Annotated in this window: 22 protein-coding genes and 4 pseudogenes; 23 read left to right on the top strand and 3 right to left on the bottom strand. The window is 53.6% G+C overall.

The window, feature by feature from the left end:
- Positions 1-89 precede the first annotated feature (89 nt).
- The 3 genes from BBW68_RS09055 to BBW68_RS09065 are packed head-to-tail and all read right to left on the bottom strand — an operon-like array spanning position 90 to position 3,234.
- Positions 90-413: an Ogr/Delta-like zinc finger protein gene (locus tag BBW68_RS09055; protein WP_063412016.1), complete on the bottom strand. Its 324-nt coding sequence runs from the start codon at positions 411-413 to the stop codon at positions 90-92.
- Positions 410-1,462 (bottom strand): phage portal protein, encoded by a 1,053-nt coding sequence (locus tag BBW68_RS09060; protein ID WP_070135114.1) that lies wholly within the window; start codon positions 1,460-1,462, stop codon positions 410-412. The genes BBW68_RS09055 and BBW68_RS09060 overlap by 4 nt, the downstream gene beginning before the upstream one ends.
- On the bottom strand, positions 1,459-3,234 hold the full coding sequence (locus BBW68_RS09065; protein WP_070135116.1) for a terminase large subunit domain-containing protein: 1,776 nt from the start codon (positions 3,232-3,234) through the stop codon (positions 1,459-1,461). The genes BBW68_RS09060 and BBW68_RS09065 overlap by 4 nt, the downstream gene beginning before the upstream one ends.
- A 172-nt stretch (positions 3,235-3,406) precedes the next feature.
- Here BBW68_RS09065 and BBW68_RS09070 point away from each other — a divergent pair, with 172 nt between their 5' ends.
- The 23 genes and pseudogenes from BBW68_RS09070 to BBW68_RS18850 all read left to right on the top strand — a co-directional run bounded on the left by BBW68_RS09070 (position 3,407) and on the right by BBW68_RS18850 (position 21,585).
- The gene (locus tag BBW68_RS09070) at positions 3,407-4,204 is read left to right on the top strand and encodes a GPO family capsid scaffolding protein (protein ID WP_070135117.1); all 798 of its coding nucleotides are present in this window, start codon (positions 3,407-3,409) and stop codon (positions 4,202-4,204) included.
- 61 nt (positions 4,205-4,265) lie between these two features.
- Positions 4,266-5,288 (top strand): phage major capsid protein, P2 family, encoded by a 1,023-nt coding sequence (locus BBW68_RS09075; RefSeq protein WP_063412012.1) that lies wholly within the window; start codon positions 4,266-4,268, stop codon positions 5,286-5,288.
- Between the two features lie 3 nt (positions 5,289-5,291).
- Entirely contained in the window at positions 5,292-5,993 is a 702-nt protein-coding gene (gene gpM, locus BBW68_RS09080; protein WP_063412011.1) for a phage terminase small subunit, read from the top strand.
- A 99-nt stretch (positions 5,994-6,092) separates the two neighbouring features.
- Complete coding sequence (locus BBW68_RS09085) at positions 6,093-6,545, top strand: head completion/stabilization protein (RefSeq protein ID WP_070135118.1); 453 nt, start codon at positions 6,093-6,095, stop codon at positions 6,543-6,545.
- Entirely contained in the window at positions 6,542-7,048 is a 507-nt protein-coding gene (locus BBW68_RS09090; RefSeq protein ID WP_059476550.1) for a phage tail protein, read from the top strand. The genes BBW68_RS09085 and BBW68_RS09090 overlap by 4 nt, the downstream gene beginning before the upstream one ends.
- Positions 7,045-7,753: pseudogene (locus BBW68_RS09095) on the top strand (hypothetical protein). Before BBW68_RS09090 ends, BBW68_RS09095 begins: the two are co-directional and overlap by 4 nt.
- Positions 7,750-8,877 (top strand): DUF2586 domain-containing protein, encoded by a 1,128-nt coding sequence (locus tag BBW68_RS09100; protein WP_070135119.1) that lies wholly within the window; start codon positions 7,750-7,752, stop codon positions 8,875-8,877. The pseudogene BBW68_RS09095 and the gene BBW68_RS09100 overlap by 4 nt, the downstream one beginning before the upstream one ends.
- Complete coding sequence (locus BBW68_RS09105; protein ID WP_013097392.1) at positions 8,874-9,329, top strand: phage protein; 456 nt, start codon at positions 8,874-8,876, stop codon at positions 9,327-9,329. Before BBW68_RS09100 ends, BBW68_RS09105 begins: the two co-directional genes overlap by 4 nt.
- A 9-nt stretch (positions 9,330-9,338) precedes the next feature.
- Positions 9,339-9,635: a phage holin family protein gene (locus BBW68_RS09110; RefSeq protein ID WP_013097391.1), complete on the top strand. Its 297-nt coding sequence runs from the start codon at positions 9,339-9,341 to the stop codon at positions 9,633-9,635.
- Positions 9,632-9,973, top strand: a complete 342-nt coding sequence (locus BBW68_RS09115; RefSeq protein WP_070135120.1) for a M15 family metallopeptidase — start codon at positions 9,632-9,634, stop codon at positions 9,971-9,973. Before BBW68_RS09110 ends, BBW68_RS09115 begins: the two co-directional genes overlap by 4 nt.
- The gene (locus BBW68_RS09120; RefSeq protein ID WP_013097389.1) at positions 9,973-10,341 is read left to right on the top strand and encodes a hypothetical protein; all 369 of its coding nucleotides are present in this window, start codon (positions 9,973-9,975) and stop codon (positions 10,339-10,341) included. The genes BBW68_RS09115 and BBW68_RS09120 overlap by 1 nt, the downstream gene beginning before the upstream one ends.
- Before the next feature lie 119 nt (positions 10,342-10,460).
- Complete coding sequence (locus BBW68_RS09125) at positions 10,461-10,721, top strand: putative phage tail assembly chaperone (RefSeq protein WP_070135121.1); 261 nt, start codon at positions 10,461-10,463, stop codon at positions 10,719-10,721.
- A gap of 47 nt (positions 10,722-10,768) precedes the next feature.
- Positions 10,769-10,912 carry a DUF6890 family protein gene (locus BBW68_RS20680; RefSeq protein WP_370991228.1) on the top strand — a complete coding sequence of 48 codons (144 nt, stop codon included), beginning with the start codon at positions 10,769-10,771 and terminating at the stop codon, positions 10,910-10,912.
- Positions 10,909-13,221: a phage tail tape measure protein gene (locus BBW68_RS09130; RefSeq protein WP_070135122.1), complete on the top strand. Its 2,313-nt coding sequence runs from the start codon at positions 10,909-10,911 to the stop codon at positions 13,219-13,221. The genes BBW68_RS20680 and BBW68_RS09130 overlap by 4 nt, the downstream gene beginning before the upstream one ends.
- Positions 13,218-13,547, top strand: a complete 330-nt coding sequence (locus tag BBW68_RS09135; protein ID WP_039268773.1) for a DUF2590 family protein — start codon at positions 13,218-13,220, stop codon at positions 13,545-13,547. Before BBW68_RS09130 ends, BBW68_RS09135 begins: the two co-directional genes overlap by 4 nt.
- Positions 13,544-14,728: a baseplate J/gp47 family protein gene (locus tag BBW68_RS09140; protein ID WP_070135123.1), complete on the top strand. Its 1,185-nt coding sequence runs from the start codon at positions 13,544-13,546 to the stop codon at positions 14,726-14,728. The genes BBW68_RS09135 and BBW68_RS09140 overlap by 4 nt, the downstream gene beginning before the upstream one ends.
- Positions 14,721-15,308: a phage tail protein gene (locus tag BBW68_RS09145; protein WP_063412006.1), complete on the top strand. Its 588-nt coding sequence runs from the start codon at positions 14,721-14,723 to the stop codon at positions 15,306-15,308. The genes BBW68_RS09140 and BBW68_RS09145 overlap by 8 nt, the downstream gene beginning before the upstream one ends.
- Positions 15,309-15,317: 9 nt before the next feature.
- Positions 15,318-17,735, top strand: coding sequence for a phage tail-collar fiber domain-containing protein (locus BBW68_RS19735; RefSeq protein WP_245675242.1), 2,418 nt, complete (start codon positions 15,318-15,320; stop codon positions 17,733-17,735).
- A gap of 6 nt (positions 17,736-17,741) precedes the next feature.
- Positions 17,742-18,137 (top strand): annotated as a pseudogene (locus BBW68_RS17835) (tail fiber assembly protein); the annotation flags it as partial.
- Between the two features lie 129 nt (positions 18,138-18,266).
- Entirely contained in the window at positions 18,267-18,992 is a 726-nt protein-coding gene (locus BBW68_RS09155; RefSeq protein WP_070135124.1) for a hypothetical protein, read from the top strand.
- Positions 18,964-19,501 (top strand): annotated as a pseudogene (locus tag BBW68_RS09160) (baseplate complex protein). The gene BBW68_RS09155 and the pseudogene BBW68_RS09160 overlap by 29 nt, the downstream one beginning before the upstream one ends.
- Before the next feature lie 2 nt (positions 19,502-19,503).
- Positions 19,504-21,169: pseudogene (locus tag BBW68_RS09165) on the top strand (hypothetical protein).
- Between the two features lie 38 nt (positions 21,170-21,207).
- Positions 21,208-21,585 (top strand): hypothetical protein, encoded by a 378-nt coding sequence (locus tag BBW68_RS18850; RefSeq protein ID WP_186821312.1) that lies wholly within the window; start codon positions 21,208-21,210, stop codon positions 21,583-21,585.
- The last annotated feature ends 121 nt before the right edge of the window (positions 21,586-21,706 follow it).

Raw genomic sequence — 21,706 nt, forward strand, 5'->3', positions numbered from 1 at the left:
CTATTGCCTTAACATGGATTGGCGAGATTGCAGAGGAAATGCGAGGTGTGGTCAGGGGGGAAATAAAAAACCCCCGGGGCGGGGGCGTTTCAGGCGGCGGGTGCGGCCTTCAATAAATCCAGAGCCATTTGCTTCTGATCGGGTGAGAGATTTTTGAGCAATGTTTGCACCAAAGAATCACCCGTTTTAGCGCTGGGGCTGAGGGTGTGGGAAAATGTCAAATTCATAACAAAAGTGTGCCCACACTCCACATCTGCACAGGCGCAGTAAATATCAGCGATCTGGCGGTGTTTCCGGTTAGTCTTACGAATCACAGCTTTAGAGCCACACTCAGGGCATTCAATTTTCAGGACTCTCATATTCCATTCTCCGGCTGTCAAATAATGCCTGGATTTTAGCCTTTTTTGCATCATGCTGCACCCTTCACCGTTGTTTCTTCAGCAAAATTCAAATGCAGGTGGCGCGGAATTTCCGGATCGTTGTTGATGGCCATCGCCAGGCGGCGCTGAATAGGCAGCACTTCATTCTTTTTGTAGGTGCGTTCAACCTTTTCCGGGTCGCCCAGTCCGGCAGTATTCTGCGGAACGATACCCGCAAGCCCGGCCGGGAAGCGGTGTGCGTTCAGAATGTCCTGTGCACTGATGTTCTTCACGCTCGCAAATTCATCTTTGGCCGAAATGTCCCCCATCTCAATAAACTTGATCGCGTCACCGTCGCCGCCAGGAATGTTCACAAGGATGGTGGAGAAGTTGCCGATCCCCTTGCTGTCCCGCAGTTGCTGTTCAATCTCCTCCTCCATTTCGTCCGTCATGCTGGGGTCACGGGTATACAGAATGCCGCCCGTATGTGCGCCGTTGTGGTAGTAGCGACGGCGAAAAATAACCGCCTCACTGTTCAGCAGGGCAGAATGAACGCCGCCGATGTAGTCCGGCAGACCATAGATGTGCTGCTGCGGGTCGTACATCTTGATGAAAATGATATCGTCAGGCGGGAACGCCAGCGGTTCACCCTCCTGTAAAACCACGTAATCCCCTGGCACAGTCTCCGCGTTTTCTCTCTCCTTTCGTCGGCGGAGATAAAGTCCCGGCAGCGGCTGAAGCCCGATTACGTCTCCCCAGCCATTACGGATTTTGGCCACAGCGATATCACCAAACGTCAGGTAATCAAAAACAGCGGCCTCCAGCTCGTCGAACGTCAGGCCGCCGCCCTGATAATCCGCCGTGACCATATTTTTACGGGCGTGGATAATCCCTCCGTGCTGGCCGTTCAGGTTGATTAGCTGCGCCAGCGCCAGGCGGTCAATCGGCTGTGTGTAGTGGTCGGCGGCGTTGTCGTACCAGATATCCCGGTAATCGGTTCCGGTAGTCAGTACCGGTTCTGGTTTGCCAAAGCTGATGATGCTCATTTTTTTGGACTTATCGCCGCGCTGTTCACGCTTCACAAAACGTTTCTTCTTGCTCATGCTGCCTGTTTCCTTACACCCCAGCGGGATTTTGGTTTGTTTTCGTAGTTAAGTGGTTCGTTATGCAGGGCGTGGGTGATTGCCCAGAATGCCTCTGCGTGGCCAGTGTCCTGGCTGCGGTCAGCGACAAAGGTCATGGCATTACCGCTCTGTGTGGTGGTGCGCCGCACAGACATAAAGCTGGCCGGGATTTCCTTCAGATTTTTGTCCCACTCGATACGCTGGCTTTCCACCACGTCCGCGGCCTTCAGTACCAGCTGGTTTTTGGTGTTCATGTCGTAGCGAATCGGAACAACAACCTTCATGGCAAAGTGCTGGATGTTGTCAAACACGCCCTGGCCGATCCCGGTTACATCCACGCCCAGATAAGTGAAGTTGTACTGGTCAAACAGCTTTTCGATCTGCTTTGCCTGGTAGCGGAAGTTCATGCCCTTCCAGTAAATCACCTTCAGCACGCGGAATTTTTCCACGGCAAACATCGGCGGGGCGATGATAACGAAACACGAGAAATCGCCGCTGCGTGCCGGGTCAAAGCCGCCCCAGACTGGCCTGTCTCCAAATGGCCGTTTTGCGTCCGGGTCGTGATCCTGCCAGGTGTCCACCTCCACGCCGCACGCTTCCAGATCGGAAAAGCTGAAAACAGAATCCTTGCTGTCCACGAACACGCACATATAAAGCATGTCGAACGTGGCGGTGTTGTAGCGGTTGCGCAGCTTCTCGATGTTGGCCAGGTTGAAGCCACCCGCAATGGCATCTTCCATCGTGATGACATAGCGCCACTGGCCATCCGGACAGAGCTGGCCACCGTCCCGCATTTCATCGAACAGCGGAAATTTGATGGCCGCGCGTTTCTTGCTGCCCTGTTTCCACTCTTCACCCGTCCAGAACGGGTAAGCCTGGTGCGTTTTGGCCGATGGGGTGGAAAAGTAAGTGGTTCGCCATTTGTCATGGGTGGCCATCGCACTGGCCACTTCATTGAGTTTTGCGAAGTTGGGCACCCAAAAATATTCATCACAGTAAAGATGGCCACTGTATGACTGGGCGGTGTTTTTGTTGGTCGACAGAAAACGCAGTTCTGCGCCGTTGCTTAAGCGGATCGGGTTCCCGGTCAGCGTGATACCGAAATACTGTTCGGCAATGTTGACGATGTAAGACCGGAACACCTCGGCCTGGGCTTTGGACGCGGACAGGAAGATTTGCGGATCGCCCGTCATTACCGCGTTTTCGAACGCCTCAAACGCAAAGTACCAGGTTGCACCGATCTGGCGGCTTTTCAGGATATTCCTGACCAGCTGGCCGATGTTGCGGCGCAGGTGTTTCTGATATTCGAAAAGATGTTCGTCCGCCCAGGTGTCAAAATCCTCTTGGGTCAGTGACGAAATATCGTTTTTCTTGTACTTGCGTTTGCCGCGGGGTTCCTCCTCGCTATCCCCTCGCGCAGCTGCCTGCCGTTCCCCCTGGCTGCTGGCCAGTTTTTCTTTATGCTTATTGCGCTGGGCACGCAGCTTTGTGGCGTGAGAAATAAGTAAATCCATTTCTTTTAAATCCAGATCCGTTTTATTGTCACGCCCGGCTAACAGCTGGTAACGGCGTTCAATTGCCTCCTCTGTGCTTTCGAAACTGAGCAGGTCAGCCCATTTATATTTTTCTGCCCAGTAGTAAACGATCCGCGCATTCGGCAGATTTAATTCTGATGCAATTTCTTTTGGCGTGTAGCGGCGCAGGTAAAGAGCGCGGACAACGCCTTTTAATTCGTCTGAGTATTTAGCCATAGATGTAATTATGCCGTGGTAATGATGAAAAAACGGCGGGGTTAATTCTGAACTGTTCGGTAATGGCCTATAACCGAACTGTTCAGAATAAAGCGTAATGCGTGGATGCGTTTATTTAGCAATAATCAAATCCACAGCAAGGGAAACAGTTAATCGACAGAGGGGGAAATATGTGTCGCATTTAAAAACTGGCTGGCTGTGTGTTGCTACTGAAGGCGATACGGTTGATGGACGAGTGCTGGAACGGCAATGGATTATCGACATGGGTGAAACCTATGACCCTAACCATTACGCCGCTTTACTCTGGCCAGAACACGAGCGCTACGCCGGAAACTTTGGTGAAGTGCTGGAAGCGATGTGGCAGGACGGTGATGACGGGCTGGCGCGGCTGTATGTCAGCCTGTGCCCGAATAAGCGCCTGATTTACGCGAATGATGAAGGCCAGTTGCTTTATTTCTCCGTAGAGCCGGAACTGAACTGGCGCGGAGGGGGGCGCACTTATCTAAAGGGGCTGGCTGTCACTGACAACCCGGCAAGTGTAGGAACTACACGGCTGCGCTTTAGTCGGCGCAAATTAAACAAACAGGGATATTACAGTTGTGTGATTTCCCGAAACGGTAAAATTACACAGGAAGGAAATATGAAAGGCTGGCAAAAATATTTTGGCTTGAAACCAAAGTTTGAAGAGCAAGACCCGCAGGATAACCCGCCAGCGGATGATGATGAATTACAGGCGCTGGCCAGTGCGGTAAACGAGCTGGAAGCGCGTGTGGGTGCAATTGAAACCCAGCTTAATTCCGTGCAGGACGATGTTGACACTATTACCGAAGTAGTGGACACGGAAGAGTTTGCCGCTATTCGTGACAATGCTAAAGAGATTGTTACCCGCTTTAATGATTTGGGTAATAAAGGCGGTCAGCGCAAACAGCGTCAGGTGCCGTCCAAATCCAGGAAATTTAATTTCCTGTAATTGGCATAAAAGAAAAAAAGTAAAAACAAGTTAAATAATCGCGTAAATGCGAGGGAGTTTTATGCACCTTAATAACCGTGGGCGGGATTTACTGGATAAATATACGGCTGGAATGGCGCAGCAGTTCGGCGCACGTGATACCAGTCGCTATTTTTCCCTGAATGACCCGCAGGAAAATGCGCTGCGTCTGGCGCTGCTGGAGTCGGTAGAGTTCCTGGACATGCTCACATGCCTGGACGTTGACCAGTTGAGTGGCCAGGTGATCTCTGTTGGTTCATCTGTTCTTCACACCGGGCGCAGTGAGAACGGCCGTTTTGTCCGTCAGGTAGGCGTTGACGGTAATGATTATTCGCTGGTTGAAACGGACAGCTGTGCGGCGCTGCGTTGGGATCTGCTTTCCGTCTGGGCTAATGCTGGCAAAGACGAAAACGAGTTTTACAACCTGGTTCAGGCTTTCACTACCCAGGCTTTCGCACTGGATATGCTGCGCATTGGTTTCAACGGGAAGAGCCGAGCTAAAACCACTGACCCTACCACTAACCCAAACGGCGAAGATGTGAACATTGGCTGGCATGAGCGTATGAAAACGCTGTTGGGTGGCAATCAGATTATGACCGATCCGGTCGTTCTGGATGAAGCGGGGGATTACAAATCGCTGGATGCGATGGCCTCCGATCTGATTAACGCCAAAATCCCGGCACAGTTCCGTAATGACCCGCGCCTGGTGGTTCTGGTAGGTGCTGACCTGGTGGCCGCCGAACAGTACCGACTGTATCAGGCCGCTGATCGCCCAACGGAGAAAATCGCGGCGCAGATGTTGGGAAGCACTATTGCTGGCCGTCCGGCAATCATTCCGCCGTTTATGCCGGGTAAACGCATGGTGGTTACTCCGCTGAAAAACCTGCACATCTACACTCAGCGCAACACCCGTATGCGTAAGGCTGAGTTTGTGGAGGATCGCAAACAGTTCGAAAACAAATATCTGCGCAACGAAGGCTATGCGGTTGAAGTGCCGGAGCTGTACGCGGCGATTGATGAAAATGCCGTGACCATCGGTAAGCCGTCAGAGCCAGTGGAGGGTTAATCAATGTCTCTTTCACCCGCGCAGCGCCATAGCCAGCGCATTGCGATGGAACAAAAGCTGAAGCAAAGCCTGGCCGTTGGCACCACGGAAAGCATGCACCTGCTGATTAAGGCGCTGGAAACAGACGTGGAACAGCTGCGAAGCCTGCCCCTGATTGCAGATCGCGTTGAGCATAAGCGCAACGTGCTGCTGCCGAAATGGGTGCCGACTGTGGAAGCGTATCTGGCCAGCGGCCAGGTGTATGCCAATCCGGTTCTGGCGTGGTGCGTGATCTGGCTGTTTGACGTGGGCGATCTGGATAAGGCGCTGGAATGGGCAGATATCGCTATTGCCCAGCAACAGGCCACGCCGGAACGGCTGCGCAGCAATTTCCCAACGTTTGTGGCCGATACGATGCTGGCCTGGGCGGAGGAGTCTGCGGGGCGCGGGGAAAGTATTGAGCCGTATTTTTCACGCACGTTTGAGAACGTGGCCACCAGGTGGCGGCTGCATGAGCAGGTGACAGCGAAATGGTACAAGTTCGCCGGGTTGCAGCTGCTGCGCGGTGAGGATGGCCAGAAAACAGCTGCGGGTGTGGACGATGTGGAAACACTTCAGAAAGCCGATCAGCTGCTGGCCACCGCAGAACAGTATTACCTGAAAATCGGCGTTAAAACGCAGCGGCAGACCATCGCCGCACGTATCCGAAAACTGACGCAGGGTTAAAGACTACCGCAAGCCAGGCGGGCGCGGTGGAGGGCAGAAACACGATGTGAAGCTGCGCCGTGGAAACCGGACAGCCCGCCTATTTTTTTCGGGGGAGCCATGTTTAGTGGAAAGCCGCTTGATTATCAGGACGAGCCGCTAAAAAACGAAGGATTCTGGCCAGACCTGAACCTGAAGGACTTTCAGGCACAGCGAGCGATCCCGGCTGATGTTGAGGCGGACACCGCTGCCCAGGCGCTGCTTGCGGCCGTGGCGGAGGTGAATGCGGAGCTGGAAAAAGTGGAAGCCAGCTGGAAGGCAAAAGGGGTTCTGAGCGCAGGGGACGCGCCGGGGGCACGGATGGGGGAGTTAAACGCCCTCTGTGCGCAGTACATGAAGGCGGTTTTTGCCAGGGCAAAAGCTGACCTGTTGGGGGAGTTTGCCACCGTTGGGCGGCGTGACTCTCACCCTGGCCAGGAAAGCACGGAAACCCGCGCCGGATTGCTGGCAGAGGCGTCAGTTGTGATCCGCCGCATGAAGGGGCTGAAAAGGGCAACGGTGAAGAAGGTATGAACCAGACACAGCTTGAAAACCTGACGGCGTTCTTTACCAGCAACGTGCCAGCCCGTGCGATGAAGGCTTTTGGCAGCGTCGTGGATGAAATGGAGTTCGTACCGGCTGCAAAGGATTTGGGGCTGGGGCAGTACCGCCAGGCGGTGATCCGCTATGACGCGGTACTGAGCTGGGAGCGTTTCCCGTATCGCCTGTGCCCGCCGCAGCTGCTTATGTCGCTGATGGCTGCCTGGCTCGATGAGGCAGACAGGGAACTGCTGGACGAAATCGGGGTAACTGAGGCCGATCCGCAGTGGGATGTGTCGGTGGCCGATGAAGAAACCGCCGATATTGTCCTGACGGTTCCCATGGCGGAAGAGCTGGTGATCCGTGAGGACGAAAAGGGATTAATCCCCTGGCAGGGAAAGCGCTGGTCTCTGGTTGAGCCGGAGATCTGGACGGCGCTGACGGCAACGGTTTACGGCGTGGATGAATCCGGGGCGCCTGTGGGCGATGCGTCGTGATTGCCGGAGGGGAGCTTAACAAGCGCCAGCTGGCGGAGCTGAAAAAGGCGCTGGCCAGCATGGAGCTGCCACCCAAAAAACGGCAGAGGCTGCTGTGGCGAATGGCGAAATATGGCGTTATTGCCGCCGCCAAACGCAACGTGCGGAACCAGGAAACGCCGGACGGAGAAGGCTGGGAAGGGCGCAAAACGAAGCGCAAAGGCAAGATGCTGCGCAATATGCCGAAACTGCTGCATATCCGGGAGATGCCTGAAATTCAGGCCGTGCGGATTTACTTGCAGGGTGGCGGATACCGGAACGGGGAAACACCTGTACCCGCTGGCACCGTGGGATATTCACAGCAGAACGGCATGCGCGTCCGGGTGAGCCGCGTCAGCCAGCCAGGGAAGGCACAGGAGGGAAAGTTGGCCACCGCTGCGCAGGGAAAAAAAACTGCGGGCGCTGGGCTACCGGGTTCGCAGAGGGAAGCGCTGGAAAAAGCCCACTATCCGGGAAATAACCAGCGAAATGCCATACGGACAGGCGGGTTTGCTTATCCGGAAGTTAAGCGGCAAGGCCGTAAAAACGAGCTGGACTATCGATCTCCCTTCCCGCGTATTTCTGGGAATGGGCGATGAAGAATTTAACAAGGCGCTGGCACGCCAGCTTCAGGCCATCGGCTTTGGCTGGGATGTAAATGCGCAGGATATCAGGGGGAGAACATGACCTGGCCAAATGTGACCGTTAACCAGGTAAACCAGCTACTGGGTGAAACCAATGAGGTGGAACGCACGGTGCTGTTTATCGGTACGGGAACCAAAAATACAGGCAAGACCCTGGCTGTGAATACCCAGAGCGATTTTGACGCGCTACTGGGTGAGGCTGACAGCCAGTTAAAACGGGATGTGCTGGCGGCAGTGTCGAATGCTGGCCAGAACTGGTGGGGGTTCGTCCATGTGCTGGCAGCTGACACCGAGCCGGATGCGTGGGTTAAAGCGGTGCTGGCTGCGCAGGTGTCATGCTCTGTTGAAGGGGTGGTGCTGTGCAATGACATTTCCACAAAGGCGGAGATTAACCAGGCCATTACGCTGCGTGCGGATCTGATCGCTAAATACGGCCGCTGGGTGTGGTTCATTCTGGCCACGCAGGGAATGCAGGATGAAGAGGGACAGGCGGATTACCTTGCGCGTATGTCCACCCTTCAGGACGGCATTGCGGAAAAAGCGGTGCAGCTGGTTCCCCGACTATGGGGAAATGAACCGGGCGTGCTGGCTGGTCGTCTGTGCAGCCGTGCCGTCACCGTGGCGGACAGCCCGGCACGCGTGAAAACAGGGGCGCTGGTCAGTCTGGGCAGCGATGAATTGCCGCTGGATGGCACAGGGGCAGTGCTGGAACTGGCCACGCTTCAGGCGCTGGAGGCGCAGCGCTTTAGCGTGCCGATGTGGTATCCGGACTATGACGGGTTCTACTGGTCAGACGGCCGCACGCTGGACGTGGAAGGGGGCGATTATCAGTCCATCGAAACGCTGCGCGTGGCAGATAAAGCCGCACGCCGGGTGCGTCTGCTGGCCATCGGCAAAATTGCAGACCGTTCGCTTAACAGCACGCCGGGCAGTATTGCCGCGCACCAGACGCTGTTTGCGAAGCCGCTGCGTGAAATGTCCACGGCAGCAAACATCAACGGGGTTTCATTCCCCGGCGAAGTGAAGCCGCCGCAGGATGGTGATGTGACCATTGTCTGGAAAAATAAAAAGGCGGTGGAAATTTACATTGTGGTGCGCACCTGGGAAGTGCCGCTGCAAATCACCATAAGTCTGTTACTGGATGCCAGCCTGGAGGCCGCCGCATGAGTAAGCGTATTTCGGGAATGTCGTTTGATACTTACGTTGACGGCGATCTGATCCACATCGAGAAAATTTCTCTCGATATCACGGACAACAGCGCCGCCGCGCAGACCCGTGGCGTGCCGGATGGCCACGTTGACGGTGATGTGGCCGCAGAGGGTGAAATTGAAGTCAGTTCCAAAGTGCTGAGTGTGCTGACGGCAAAAGCACGTTCGGCGGGTTCCTGGCGCGGTATTGAGCCAGTGGATTTTCTCTTCTATGCCAAAGCGGGTAGCGAGGAAGTCAAGGTGGAGACGTTCGGCTGCAAACTTCAGCTGAGTAACCTGCTGGATGTCGATCCGAAGGGCGGTAGCGTGGCCACGCACAAAATCAAATATTTTGTGACCAGTCCAAAGTTCGTAAACATCAACGGCGTTCCGTATCTGGAAGCGGAAGCCACGGAAAACCTGATCGGGTAAGGGGCAGGGATGCAGGAGTATGAAAAGGGGTTTATTGCGCTGGCGTTGATGGGAGCGATGATTGCCCTGGGGAAGTTGCTGAACAGCAATGAAACGATAACACCCCGCCTGGTTCTGGGGCGTGTCATTGTCGGCGGCGGGCTGTCTCTTATTGCCGGAGTGGCGTTGTATTTCGTGCCGGATATTCATCCGCTGGCCTTACTGGGATTCGGTTCCGTTCTGGGTATTGCGGGGCAACATGTAGTTGAAGCGTGGCTGCGCAAAATGGGCTTTACGGGGATTTTTGGTAAAGGAGATACAAAGTGACACTGAGCGAAAAACAGCAGCTGTTTACCGTGATGGTGGCCAATCTGATCCACTGGGCTGAAGAGCACGGCTATCGCCTGACGTTTTGCGAGGCGTACCGCACGCCGGAACAGGCCGCGCTGAATGCTAAAAAGGGCAGCGGTATCACTAACAGTCTGCATACCCAGCGCCTGGGCGTGGATTTTAATCTGTTCGTGAATGGCCAGTACAAAACCAATACGGCCGATTATCTCCCGCTGGGTGAATACTGGGAATCGTTGGGTGGTACGTGGGGCGGCCGATTTAAATCCCGTCCGGACGGCAATCACTTCAGCCTGGAACATAACGGGGTGCGCTGATGACAAACGGCCAGTGGCTGGTTGTGGTTGCGCTGGCGTTTGTCTGGGGCTGGCTGACCGCTGACTGGCGGCGTGACAGTCTGGAGCTGGCGATCAACTCCGCCGCGCAGGTTGCGGGTAACAAGTCCCAAAAGGCGATGCTGGAGATTGCCAGCGAATCCGCCAGAGAGCTGGAAGATAAACTGGAGGCGCTGGAGAGTGGCAGACCGAAGGAAATCAGGACGGAAATTCTTAAGCCGGTTTTCACTAACGTTTGCGTGTCTGATGATTTTATCCGGATGTATAACGCAACCGTCGAAAATACAGAGCGTACCTTATCAGGAAAACCTGAAGCGAAAATGCCCAACGGAAAATCTTCCGCGCATTAAAGGTAATACCGGGGCGGATATTGCTGCCCCAGCTATTGAATATCAGGATTTATATTCTGTGTGTGCAGAACTTCATAACGCGCTGATTGATGAAATAAATAAACGAGAGAGTGTATTAAATGGAACAGAAAATTAATCTGGTTGTATGTGGTAAAGAAATTGTTTTCGCCCCTAACCAGACCGCCTATAACAAATTCATTAACGAAATGGCGATGGATAACAAAGTCGCCCCGGCGCATAGCTATCTTATGCGTATCGTTGAGCCAGAAAGTAAAGATGCATTGACGGAAATTTTAAAACGCCCCGGTGCAGCGTTGCAGCTGGCTGGCAAGGTAAATGAGATTTACGCTCCAGAGCTGGAAATTGAAGTAAAAAACTGACAAAGCGAGTCCGGGCTATTGAAAGAAACGGACTCGATCAGTATTTAATTTTACGCCGCCACTATTTACCCCACGGGGAAGATTCCATTGACGATATCGCCGCAGCTGTCTGGCTGGATAATCGTCAGTGGGAAAATATGCGTATTGCTGTTGCAAACGGAATAAGCACTGCTTTTAAAGGCGATGAATGAAACAGTTAGATTTTACATTAAGCCTGATCGATAAATTGTCCCGCCCGTTAAAACAGGTGCAGAACAATGTGACCGGCTTTGCGGAAAAATCAGCGGCAGCGTTTACGAAGATTGGCGGCGGCGTGCTGGCGCTGGCCGGAACGGGCATGGCCATCAAAGGCGCATTGTCCCCGGCCATAGAAATGTATGACGCGCTGAACGAGGCGGCCGCAAAAGGTATCGACGATTCTGCGCTAAAAACCGTCAAGCGGGACGCGCTGACGTTCAGCGCGACATACGGAGCCAGCGCGGTGGAGTTTGTTCAGTCCACTGAATCAATCAATGCGGCCATCGCCGGGCTGACCGGGAATGAACTGCCGAAAGTGGCCAAAGTCGCCAACGTCCTGGCGTTTGCCATGAAATCAACTGCGGCGGAAACGTCGGAGTTTATGGGGCAGATGTTCGGTAACTTTGCGTCTGATGCCGCACGCCTGGGCAAAGTGCAGTTCGTTGAACAGCTGGCCGGAAAGATGGTTTACATGCGCAAGACGTTCGGCGCGGAAATGGCCACGATCAAAGACCTGATGGAAGGCGCGCGCGGCGTGGGGACAAACTACGGTGTCGGGCTGGATGAACAGCTGGCCGTGCTGGGGCAGTTGAGCCGCACGCTGGGAACGGAAGCGAGCAGCGCTTACGAAGGTTTTATGACGGGCGCGATTGATGGCGCTAAAAAGCTGGGGCTGTCCTTTACTGACACTACCGGAAAAATGCTGTCCATGCCTGAAATGCTCGCAAAGCTACAGGGCAAATATGGCAAGAGCCTGGAAGGGAACCTGAAGGCACAGGCGGAGCTGGATGAAGCCTTTGGGGACAGTTCGGCGGTGGTTAAACAGCTGTATGGCAATGTGGCGCTTCTTCAGCGGAATATTACTGAGCTGGGCGGTGCTGACGGGCTGAGGCGTACCCAGGAAATGGCGGCCAAAATGGTGAAACCGTGGGATCGCTTTATTGCCATCCTGACGGCCATTAAAACCGTCATTGGCCTGACGCTGATCCCGGTGCTGTATCCGTTGCTGAATCGCCTTGCAGATATGGGGCAGACCTTTGCCCGGTGGATGCAGCTGTTTCCCAACATCGCGCGTGTGGTGGGGTATGCCGCGCTGGGACTGCTGAGTTTTGCCGCCGTGGGAGCCATCGCCAATATCGTGATGGGTGTTCACGCGTTTGTGATGATGGGTGTTACCAAGGTGCTGGCACCAGTGGCCAGACTCCTGGGGCTTAATCGCCTGGCAATGCTCGCCAGTAACGCCGTGACGCAGCTGTTTACTGCTGGATTGCGTCGTTTACGTGCCACCCTGCTGGCAGCAAGTATTGCCGCCCGTGTGGGTTCTGCCTCGTTTTTACTGATGATTGCCCCGATTGCGGTCGTTGCCCTGGCGATAGCTGGCGTGGTGCTGGCGGTCATTAAGTTCTGGCAACCGATAAAGGCGTTCGTCAGCGGTTTTATCAGTGGTTTCAGCCAGGCCAGTGGCGCACTGACTCCGTTTAAAGGGCTGTTCAGCGGTATCGCCACGGCGGTGGGCTGGGTCTGGAACGGCGTAAAAACGCTGTTTGGCTGGTTTGGCAACCTGCTTTCCCCGGTGCAAATGACAGGGGAGAAACTGGCTGGCGTGACCAGCGCGGGGGAAACCTTTGGCCGTGTCGTGGCGGGTGCGGTTGGCCTGGTTATGACTCCATTTGAGCTGGTTTATCGTTCCATTCAGACGGTCATCGAGATGTTCGGGATCGTGACTGAGGGCTGGGGAGATGTGGTTAACGCCTTTGATATTAATTCCCCTGTCGCGTCCTTTGAAAAAATGGCCAGCGTGATCGGTGGCGTTTTCGGGAAATTGTGGGACACCCTGAAAGGTTCATTTACCGGAACGTACAACTGGATTATTGAAAAGCTGAATAAAATTCCGGGCGTGGATATTGCCCTGGCTGCTGATTCAGGTTCGGGAGCAAATAAGGGAATCCCCTTCAATCCTAAACAGATTGAACAGGCTGCGATTGCATCACCTGAAATAAAACAGGTTGAGTATGGCGGGAATATCATGCAGCAGTTAACGCAAAACACGTTATTACCGGAGCCGCCGCCAGCAATTGCCCCCAGTGTGCTGTTAACAGGTGGGGAGCTTAAAGGCGTTGAGCGCGGCGGGATCAGTAAAACCATAAACAGCAATTCTAAATCTGTTACGGACAACAGCCGCAAAATTGACACGGTGAATATCTATCCGAAAGAAACGCTTTCACCGGGACAGTTGCAGGAGTGGCAGGAGCTAAACCCATGAGTGATTTGCTTTACATCGATCTGCTGATTGAAAACGGTAATTTTGTTCTGAATACCGGAAAAGAGCCTGAGCTGTGTAATAACCGCAAAAGTATCGGGCAAGACATTATTCACAGCATTCTGGAAAGCGGTCTGGCCACGCAGCTAGTTGGCGAACGTAGCCCGACTTTACGAGCGGATATCTTCACGCAGCTGGAACTGTTGATTGAAGAGGATGAACGCATTGTGCCGGGTACGGTGGATGTGAGCGAGGAAAGCCAGAAGCGGTTATGGGTGACGGCGAGCACGTATGACTTTGGCGGAATATCAGCACAGGTGGAGCTATGACGGAAAAGCCGCAGGTTGATTTTGAAGAGGTGGTGAAGTCCAGCGGGATGCCCGTTACGGAAGAGGCGGTGCGCATTCGTTTCAACGCCATCGCTGCGCAGGAAGGGCTCATAACCAACACGTCGCGTATGTCGCCGTTCTGGCGGCTCATTACCGCCATTGTGACTGCGCCAGTGATGTGGCTGAAGGATGCTCTGGTTTCGGTGGTCATGACCAATATGTTTGTGGCCACGGCGGGTGGACAGATGCTGCGTCTGCTGGCCTGGGCGGTGAACGTCACGGCTAAACCTGCCAGCGCTGCGGAAGGTGTGATCCGCTTTTACAAGGAAGATTCAAAACAGGCCGTCACCGTGACGGCGGGAACAGTAGTCCAGACAGAAAGGATTAACGGCACAGTTTACGCTATGGCCACAGTGGCCGATGTGGTGATCCCGTCCGGCACGGCAAGCGCTTTACTGACCGTCAAAGCCACCGGAACGGGCGGGGCGTACAATCTTGCGCCCGGCTATTACCGCATTCTGCCCGTGGCGGTGGACGGTATCAGCCATGTGGCCAGTGAAGAGGACTGGCTGACCGTTCCGGGGGCGGACGAAGAAAGCGATGACGAGCTGCGCGAGCGCTGCCGGAATCAGTTCAACCTGGTGGGGAACTATCACACGGATGCGGTTTATCGTTCGATGATTGCCAGCGTGGCCGGGCTGAGTATTGATCGGATCTTCTTTCTGCATGACGCACCCCGTGGCCCGGGTACAGCGAACGCTTATCTGTTACTGGATAGCGGGGTTACGTCCGAGCCGTTTATTGAAGCGGTTAATGACTACATCAACACCCAAGGCCACCACGGCCACGGGGACGATATGCAGTGTTTTGCCATGCCGGAAACCCGCCACGATCTGAGCGTGACGGTGTACGTCAGGAACCTGAGCAACCTTGAAGTGGAACAGCAGGACACGCTGAAGAAAGGGATTGAAAACCTGATCCGCTGCGCCTTCAGGGAAAACACGGATTATGACGTGAAAAAAACATGGCCATATTCCCGCTTTTCGTTTTCGCAACTGGGGCGTGAGGTGCACAAAACCTTCCCGGATTCGGATTCCATAGAGTTTTCGCTGAAGGATATCACAAGCGATCTGAGCGTACCGCGCCTTAACTCCTTAACGGTGAGCCTGAAAGATGACTGATTTTCTCAAAAAGCTGGCCAGCATGGCGCTGCCGTCCTGGATGAACAAAGGTGAGCCGCTGGCTTTACTGCGCACGGCGCGGACGTACTGGGCTGAGGTGTACAGCTGGATAACCTGGCCATTGCGGCAGTTTGATCCGCTGACCTGCATAGAACCGGTACTCAATTTAATCGCGTATGACCGTGACATAAGCCGTTTCAGTGGCGAACCGTTGAGCCTGTACCGAAAGCGCGTGGCCTATGCCTTCATCAATGCGCGTGATGCGGGTTCTGCTGAGGGCTTCATTAACATTTTTGAGCGTCTGGGGATTGGTTACGTGGAGCTGGTTGAACGCCAGCCGGGCATTGACTGGGACGTGATCATGGTGCGCGTCACGGACAGCCAGATTGCAGACAACACGCAGCTGATGATTCAGATAATCCGGCAGTACGGGCGAACCTGCCGCCGTTATCAGTTTGAAGTGATCACGTCTGAAAGCCTGGCTATCCGGGCGGGATGGGATCAGGGGGAATATGTGGTTTATCCGGCACGTCTGAACAGCACGGTAGCCAGCGGCGCAACGTTTAGCGCGAGTTTATAGGGAGAATTTATGTCACAGACAGCTATCACACTGGCTTTTGAGCAGTGGAAAGCCAGCCAGGCGGTAACGGGTGAGCCCGTTCTGCTGGATGAATTTGTTTTTGCCAATGTGCCGGGGCTGGATGCCAGTAAGCCAATTGACCGCAGCGAAACGCTGCCACCTGCCGCACAAATCGTTCACCGCCAGGTCGTTAGCCGTAAAGGCGTGGTAAATGAAAATGCCGTGGTTCACTCCGTTGTACTGGGCGCGGAAGTGGGCGATTTTTCGTTTAACTGGATCGGCCTGATTAATAAGGCAAGCAACACGCTGGCCATGATTGTTCACGCGCCGCTACAGCAGAAGCTGAAAACGAAAGATGGGCAGCAGGGCAACGTGCTCACCCGTTCTTTTTTGATGGAGTACAACGGCGCACAGACTGAAACCGGAATTAACACGCCAGCGGAAACCTGGCAGATTGACTTCACTGCCCGTATGGCCGCGATGGATGAACGCCAGTGCCTGGAAAATATTGACCTGTATGGCGCAGCGGCTTTCCTGGGAAATGGCTACCTGGTCGCAAAAAGCGGCTCGCAATATTATGTGACGGCCGGAGCAGGGTATGTTCGCGGCTTGCGCGCGCAGCTGGCCGCTAACCAGAACATTACGGTTGCCGCGAAACCCGTAAACGTGTGGCTGGATGTGGCATGGACAGGAACCCTGACAAGTGCCTGGGGCGTGACCAGCAAGATTACGGTTGCAGCTAACCAAGCTGATTACGTGCAAAATGGTGTGCAGCACTACGTTTTTGCTGTGGCCAGTATCGATGCAAGCGGCAACATTACCGATCTGCGCCCTAAAGGTACGCTTAACGAACAGGCGGCGAGTGATGCGCTGAAAAAACATGAGCAGTCACGTAATCATCCTGATGCAACCACGGCGGCAAAGGGATTCACCCAATTAAGCAGTGCTCTGGACAGCGTTTCAGAATCTTTAGCGGCCACGCCGAAAGCGGTTAAGGCTGCAAATGACAATGCAAACGGGCGCGTACCGTCAGGTCGTAAAATCAATGGCCGGGCGCTCACTAGTGATATCAACGTTACCGCGCAGGATATTTTCAACGGCCAGACAGTGGGCATTGGCGGTGCTGCTGATCTCAACACCTTCACAATACCGGGGCTATATTACCAGCCAGCGAACGCTCAGGCGCAAACTGGCAGCAACTATCCGGAGGCTAACGCCGGGTTGCTGGAAGTCTATAAACATGCGGGTATTACACAAATTTACCGAATTTATAACAGTTCCAGATCGTACATCCGCACGCTTTACAGTGGGGTATGGTCAGCATGGACGAAACAGTACGATGCTGCCAATAAACCTACGCCTGCCGATATTGGAGCTGTTGCTAAAAGTGGCGATTCAATGTCGGGTTCGCTCATTCAGGATTCTGTGCCGCAGGAAACATATAACTACACTGCTCTTGCGACAGGTACCACGGGGGTAAAAAACTATCTCAGGAAATTTCGTGGTGGTTCTGGCGATACTATCTGGCATGAAACAGCACAGGGCGAAGAATACCGTATAGCGACGGGAAATACAGATGGTCAGGAAGAATTTGGTATCAGTACTGCTACGGGGGTGCGTGCTCGTGGAAACATAACATCACAGACTGGAGCATTATATTCAGGAACCAGTAAGAAACTCGGGATTTTATCTACAGGCCAATCAGAAAAAAATGCAACCTTACGCCTATGGGGATCTGCTGACCGCCCAACCATCGTCGAGTTAGGCGATGATTCGGGCTATCATTATTATTCACAGCGTAATGCAAATGGCTCAATTACCTTTCAGTTTAATGGCAGCGCCGGATTTGGTGGAGGAATAACATCATCCGGGGAAATCATTTCCAGGAATGCAAATGGTTTGCGTATTGCTTATGGTAATTACGGCACTTTCTGGCGTAATGATGGTGGGAATCTTTTCCTGATGATTACCAATTCAGGTGATCAACTCGGTAGCTATAACAGTTTGCGGCCTTTTGTGGTTAACCTTGCAAGTGGTGATGTAACAATAAACAAACTGACACTGGCGAATTACGCTAGTTTTGACGCCCGTTATTACACAAAGGCTCAATCTGATGCTGGGTATATGGCTAAGACTGGTGCATACACCAAAACTGAAAGTGATGGACGTTTTCAGCCTAAAGGAAGTTATACCCCTGCAGGGCAGGCATACACCAAGGCTGAAAGCGATAGTCGGTATATTACGCAGGTCAGGCTTGGAAGCGTAACAAGTTCCGGGCAAATAGGTAATGCTAATCTTAATTACGGAAATGGGATTGTGCTTACGGGGATATATGGCTCAGCAAACTACACCGTAAACCTGACTGTATATTATAGACAAGTGCAATATCTGATTAATGGTAAATGGTACACAGCAGCATCGGCGTAAAATGATATGAAAAACTTTAAGAACTTCTCAAAATACACACCTGAATTAGATGAAAAAACCAGTGGTTTGCTAGCGTTGGGGGTTTCATTTCTGAAAGATGAAAATGGAAGAGACTGGTACGAACTACAGGAGAGCTTTGAGCAGAATACGTTAAAAATTATATATGCTCATGATGGGGTTGTTCGATCAATTAACAAGGATGTATCTGCATTGTGGCCAATTGATATGTCTGTCGCCGAAGTTGAAGTTAATAATTTACCTGAAGGATTTGATATAAATGGTTTATGGATGTTCGATGGGGAAAATATAATTCCTGTGCCCGTTGATTATGTTGCAAATGCCATAGAGAAAAAACAGATACTGATGAATGAAGCTATGGCGGTTATTGCCCCTCTGGAGGATGCTGTTGAATTCGGTATTTCTACTGAAAAAGAGGCCACGTTGTTGATGGAGTGGAAAAATATCGGGTGTTACTTAACCGTGTTGATACCAGCAAAGCGCCGGAAATTGAGTGGCCAGAGGTGCCAGAAAATGTGGCGTGAAGTGCGAATTGCGTTCAGTGATTCAGTGGCTGCGCTGAATTGTTCCGTTATCCCGGTACACCCCTGGGTGTACGGGGTTGGGCAGCAGACAGAAAACGGCGCTTATCTCAGCCCGGTAAATGCCGTCAATTACCTGGTTGAGAAACTGGCCGGAACAGGCGGGGCGGCTGATATTGTGATCATGATGGTATCTGGCCAGACGCATGACAGCTTTATGGCCAGCCTGAATAAGCTTGTGGATGTATTCCCCAGCCCGGCATTTACCCAGGTGCGGAGACTGGCGCAGTCCGCCGCACAGCTGGCTGCGGAGAAGATGCAAATTCCGGCGAAATACAGTCAAAGTTTGCCAGCGGCGATCCCGCTTTCAGTACCGGCAAGCCGCACTGCCCTGGCGGCCGCAGCGGTGAAAAAAGCCCAGCAGGAAGCCGCAGCCGTGGCGGATTTGGCGGGTATAAAAAAACTGATGGGGGAGTTTACACAGCAGCGTGAAAACCTGATTTCTGGCATTGCCAGCGGGTTGACGGATTTACAGGGGAAAAGCGCCAGGGCATGGGTATTTACCGCCAGTGGCGATCTGCCCTCCACGCTTCTGGAGCTGGTAAAAGGGATACCGCTTCAGTCCTCCGTGTACACCGCCGCCATGATGCTGGTTGGCGACAACCTCGACGGCATTAAAGGAATGATACATGACCTCGAACCCGACACTGGCGCTTAACGGTGAAGCCATTCTGCTGAAGAACATGCGCGTTACCGTATCGCAGCAATTCCAGGACAAAGACCAGTCCGGCCAGACGAGTGCAACCACGAAATCCGAGCAGGGCATTAAAGGCAAGGAGCTGCGCGTATCCGGCGAAATACCGTATAAAAATCCGGAGATCCTGCGCCGTATCTTTGAGCTGGCCAGCGCGACAGATACCAGTGGCCAGCGCCAGAAATACCGCGTCGCACATGAGGCGGCACGGGCGGTGAATTTTCGTGAGGCAATTTTTACCGGAACCCTGGACGCGCCGCCGCAGGACGGGCGCATGTCCTGGCTGGTTACGTTCACACTGACCGAACATATCAGCACGTGAGGCAAGGGCAAGCGGCAAAACCAAAGCCGTGAAGCAAACGGCGGGAAGTGGTGGTGGCCAGAACGGTGGCCAGGCTGCTGGCGAGGATGAAGAAAAACTGACGTGGTTTGAGCGTAAGGTGCTCAAGCCCGTGAATGATGCACTGGGATAAAAATGAAGCCGATTAAACGCCTGTACCTTTCAACGGATGAAATTCACCTGGCTGATGCCAGTCTGGTGCTGGAGCTGAACAACTGCGGCCGGGGGTTTATTACTGCAGGGACGACGCAGGACTATACGGGGAAACTGGTGCGTCTTGATGTGGGTTACACCGATCTGGTGTTGCGCTGGTTTACCGGGTACGTGGAACGCTCACAACCTGCTGAAAATGGCTTTCAGCGCCTCTTTGTTCGTGAGCTGGTCGGCGTATTTGAACGCCTCTGGCCATGTTCGTTTCAGCACCCCACGCTGCGCGATGTGGCCAGCTGGCTGACAGAGAACAGCGGGTTAACCTTCAGCGTGCCGGATGCTGATTACTCAGACCGTCCGATCCTACATTTCACCCACAGCGGTACGGGTTATCAGTTGCTGGATAATCTGGGAAAGGCTTTCGGCATTACAGATTATGTCTGGTATCAGCTGCCGGACGGCGCGGTATATGTTGGCGGCGCGGAAAAAGCCCTGTTTGCTGATCGACCAATTGAGATCCCCCATGAATTTAATCAGGAGGCGGCAGGGGGGAACTCAATGACACTTCCCCTGGTGCAGAGTCTGCGCCCGGGCGTGGAGCTGAACGGGGAAAGGGTCACAAAAGTCCACCTGCAAAATGACACGATGGCCGTTACCTGGACACCCCGCAACCGTGCCACGGGTAAGGCATTGCAAAAAACGCCCGTTCAGCGCCAGATTGAAAGTCATTATCCGGAGCTGGCGTCAGGACTGCATTTGCCCAAGTTTGGCCGCGTGATGAATCCCGTTGAGACGGTGAAAAGTGGCAATTTCTCCGATCCGTTCCGTCCCCGCTATGCGGTTGATGTGCAGCTGTTGGACGCGGACGGCAACCCGGATAAAGACACGCCTGTTTACTCTGCTGTACCGCTGCCGGTTCCTATGGCGGGTAATGATTCGGGGATGTTTCAGTTTCCGCCCGAAGGAACTCTGGTAGAGATGGCTTTCACTGGCGGACGGCCGGATAAGCCGTTTGTGCGGCAGACCGTGCCGGACGGAACCAGCCTCCCTGATATCCAGCCAGGCGAACAGCTGCAACAGCAGCGTGCGGAAGTGTCGCAGCGCGTCACCCTGGCGGGTGACTGGGTGAGGCAGACAGACCAGACGATCAGTGAAACCTCTATGGCGCGGGTGGTTAAGGCCGATACAGAACAGCGGGAGCTGGTCAGCCGCGAAACCACGGTTAAGGCCACGGATAATGGGCACGTCCACACTGCTGGCCGGAGCCATTCAGCAGGTATGCACGGGTGATTACAGCCAGGCAGTAAATAACCGCGTGGCGAGTATCGGCGGCAATGATGAAACGGACATTGCCGGGAGCCAGACAGTCACAACGGGTAAAGACCTGATCGAGAAAATCGGCCAGATACGTAAAAGCGTGGCGGCAGTACAACAGCAGATTATTGCCCCGGTAGTGTGGATTGGCTCTGGCACAATCAACGTGGCGCAACTGATGCTCGACACGCTCGACGTGGTGAAAGAGCTGGCAGAGCAAACGGCAAGCCACACGCATAGCAATACGGGAGCACCGACCAACGCTGGAGCCATCCGGAGCACCGGAACAAAAGCGGACACGCTGAACGGCAAATACTCCCCGGTGATTGGCAAGTAAACCTGTCCAGAACATAACCCGCGAAAGCGGGTTTTTTTATGCCCTTCATCCCCGGGCGGGGATATCTCCTTTCGTACCTCTTAAGCGGCTATCGCTACGCGCTGTCAGCGGCGCTCCGGCGCGTTCAGCTTTTACGTACACTCAGAGCCACCCTTAAAACAGATCGTGCCCACAGCGGGGCGCTGGCGCGTCACAGCACGGCCAAAAAAATCTTTCGCAGACCAAAATCGCAGTACACCGCACCCGCCTGCGGTTTTTGGATCATAAAAATTTTTCAGTTTTATTTTTCTACAAACCAGAACTCCAGACCGCGCCAGTGCTGGCGGCTTTGCGGAAAGCCAGAACTGAAAAGATTGAAAAGAATTTCAGCATTTTACATTTTTAAGGATCAAAATGGGCATTGGTTTCTTTTTTAACTATCAGATATATAACGGAAAAGTGAATATTTAGTGAGATTTGAATGATGGTTGCTTCAATCTTATGTTTTTATGTAATGAGAGAAAGCCAGCGCTCATGCAGCTTTCAGCCCAGTGATTA

The organism is Candidatus Erwinia dacicola (genome assembly GCF_001756855.1).
GTDB lineage: Bacteria > Pseudomonadota > Gammaproteobacteria > Enterobacterales > Enterobacteriaceae > Erwinia > Erwinia dacicola.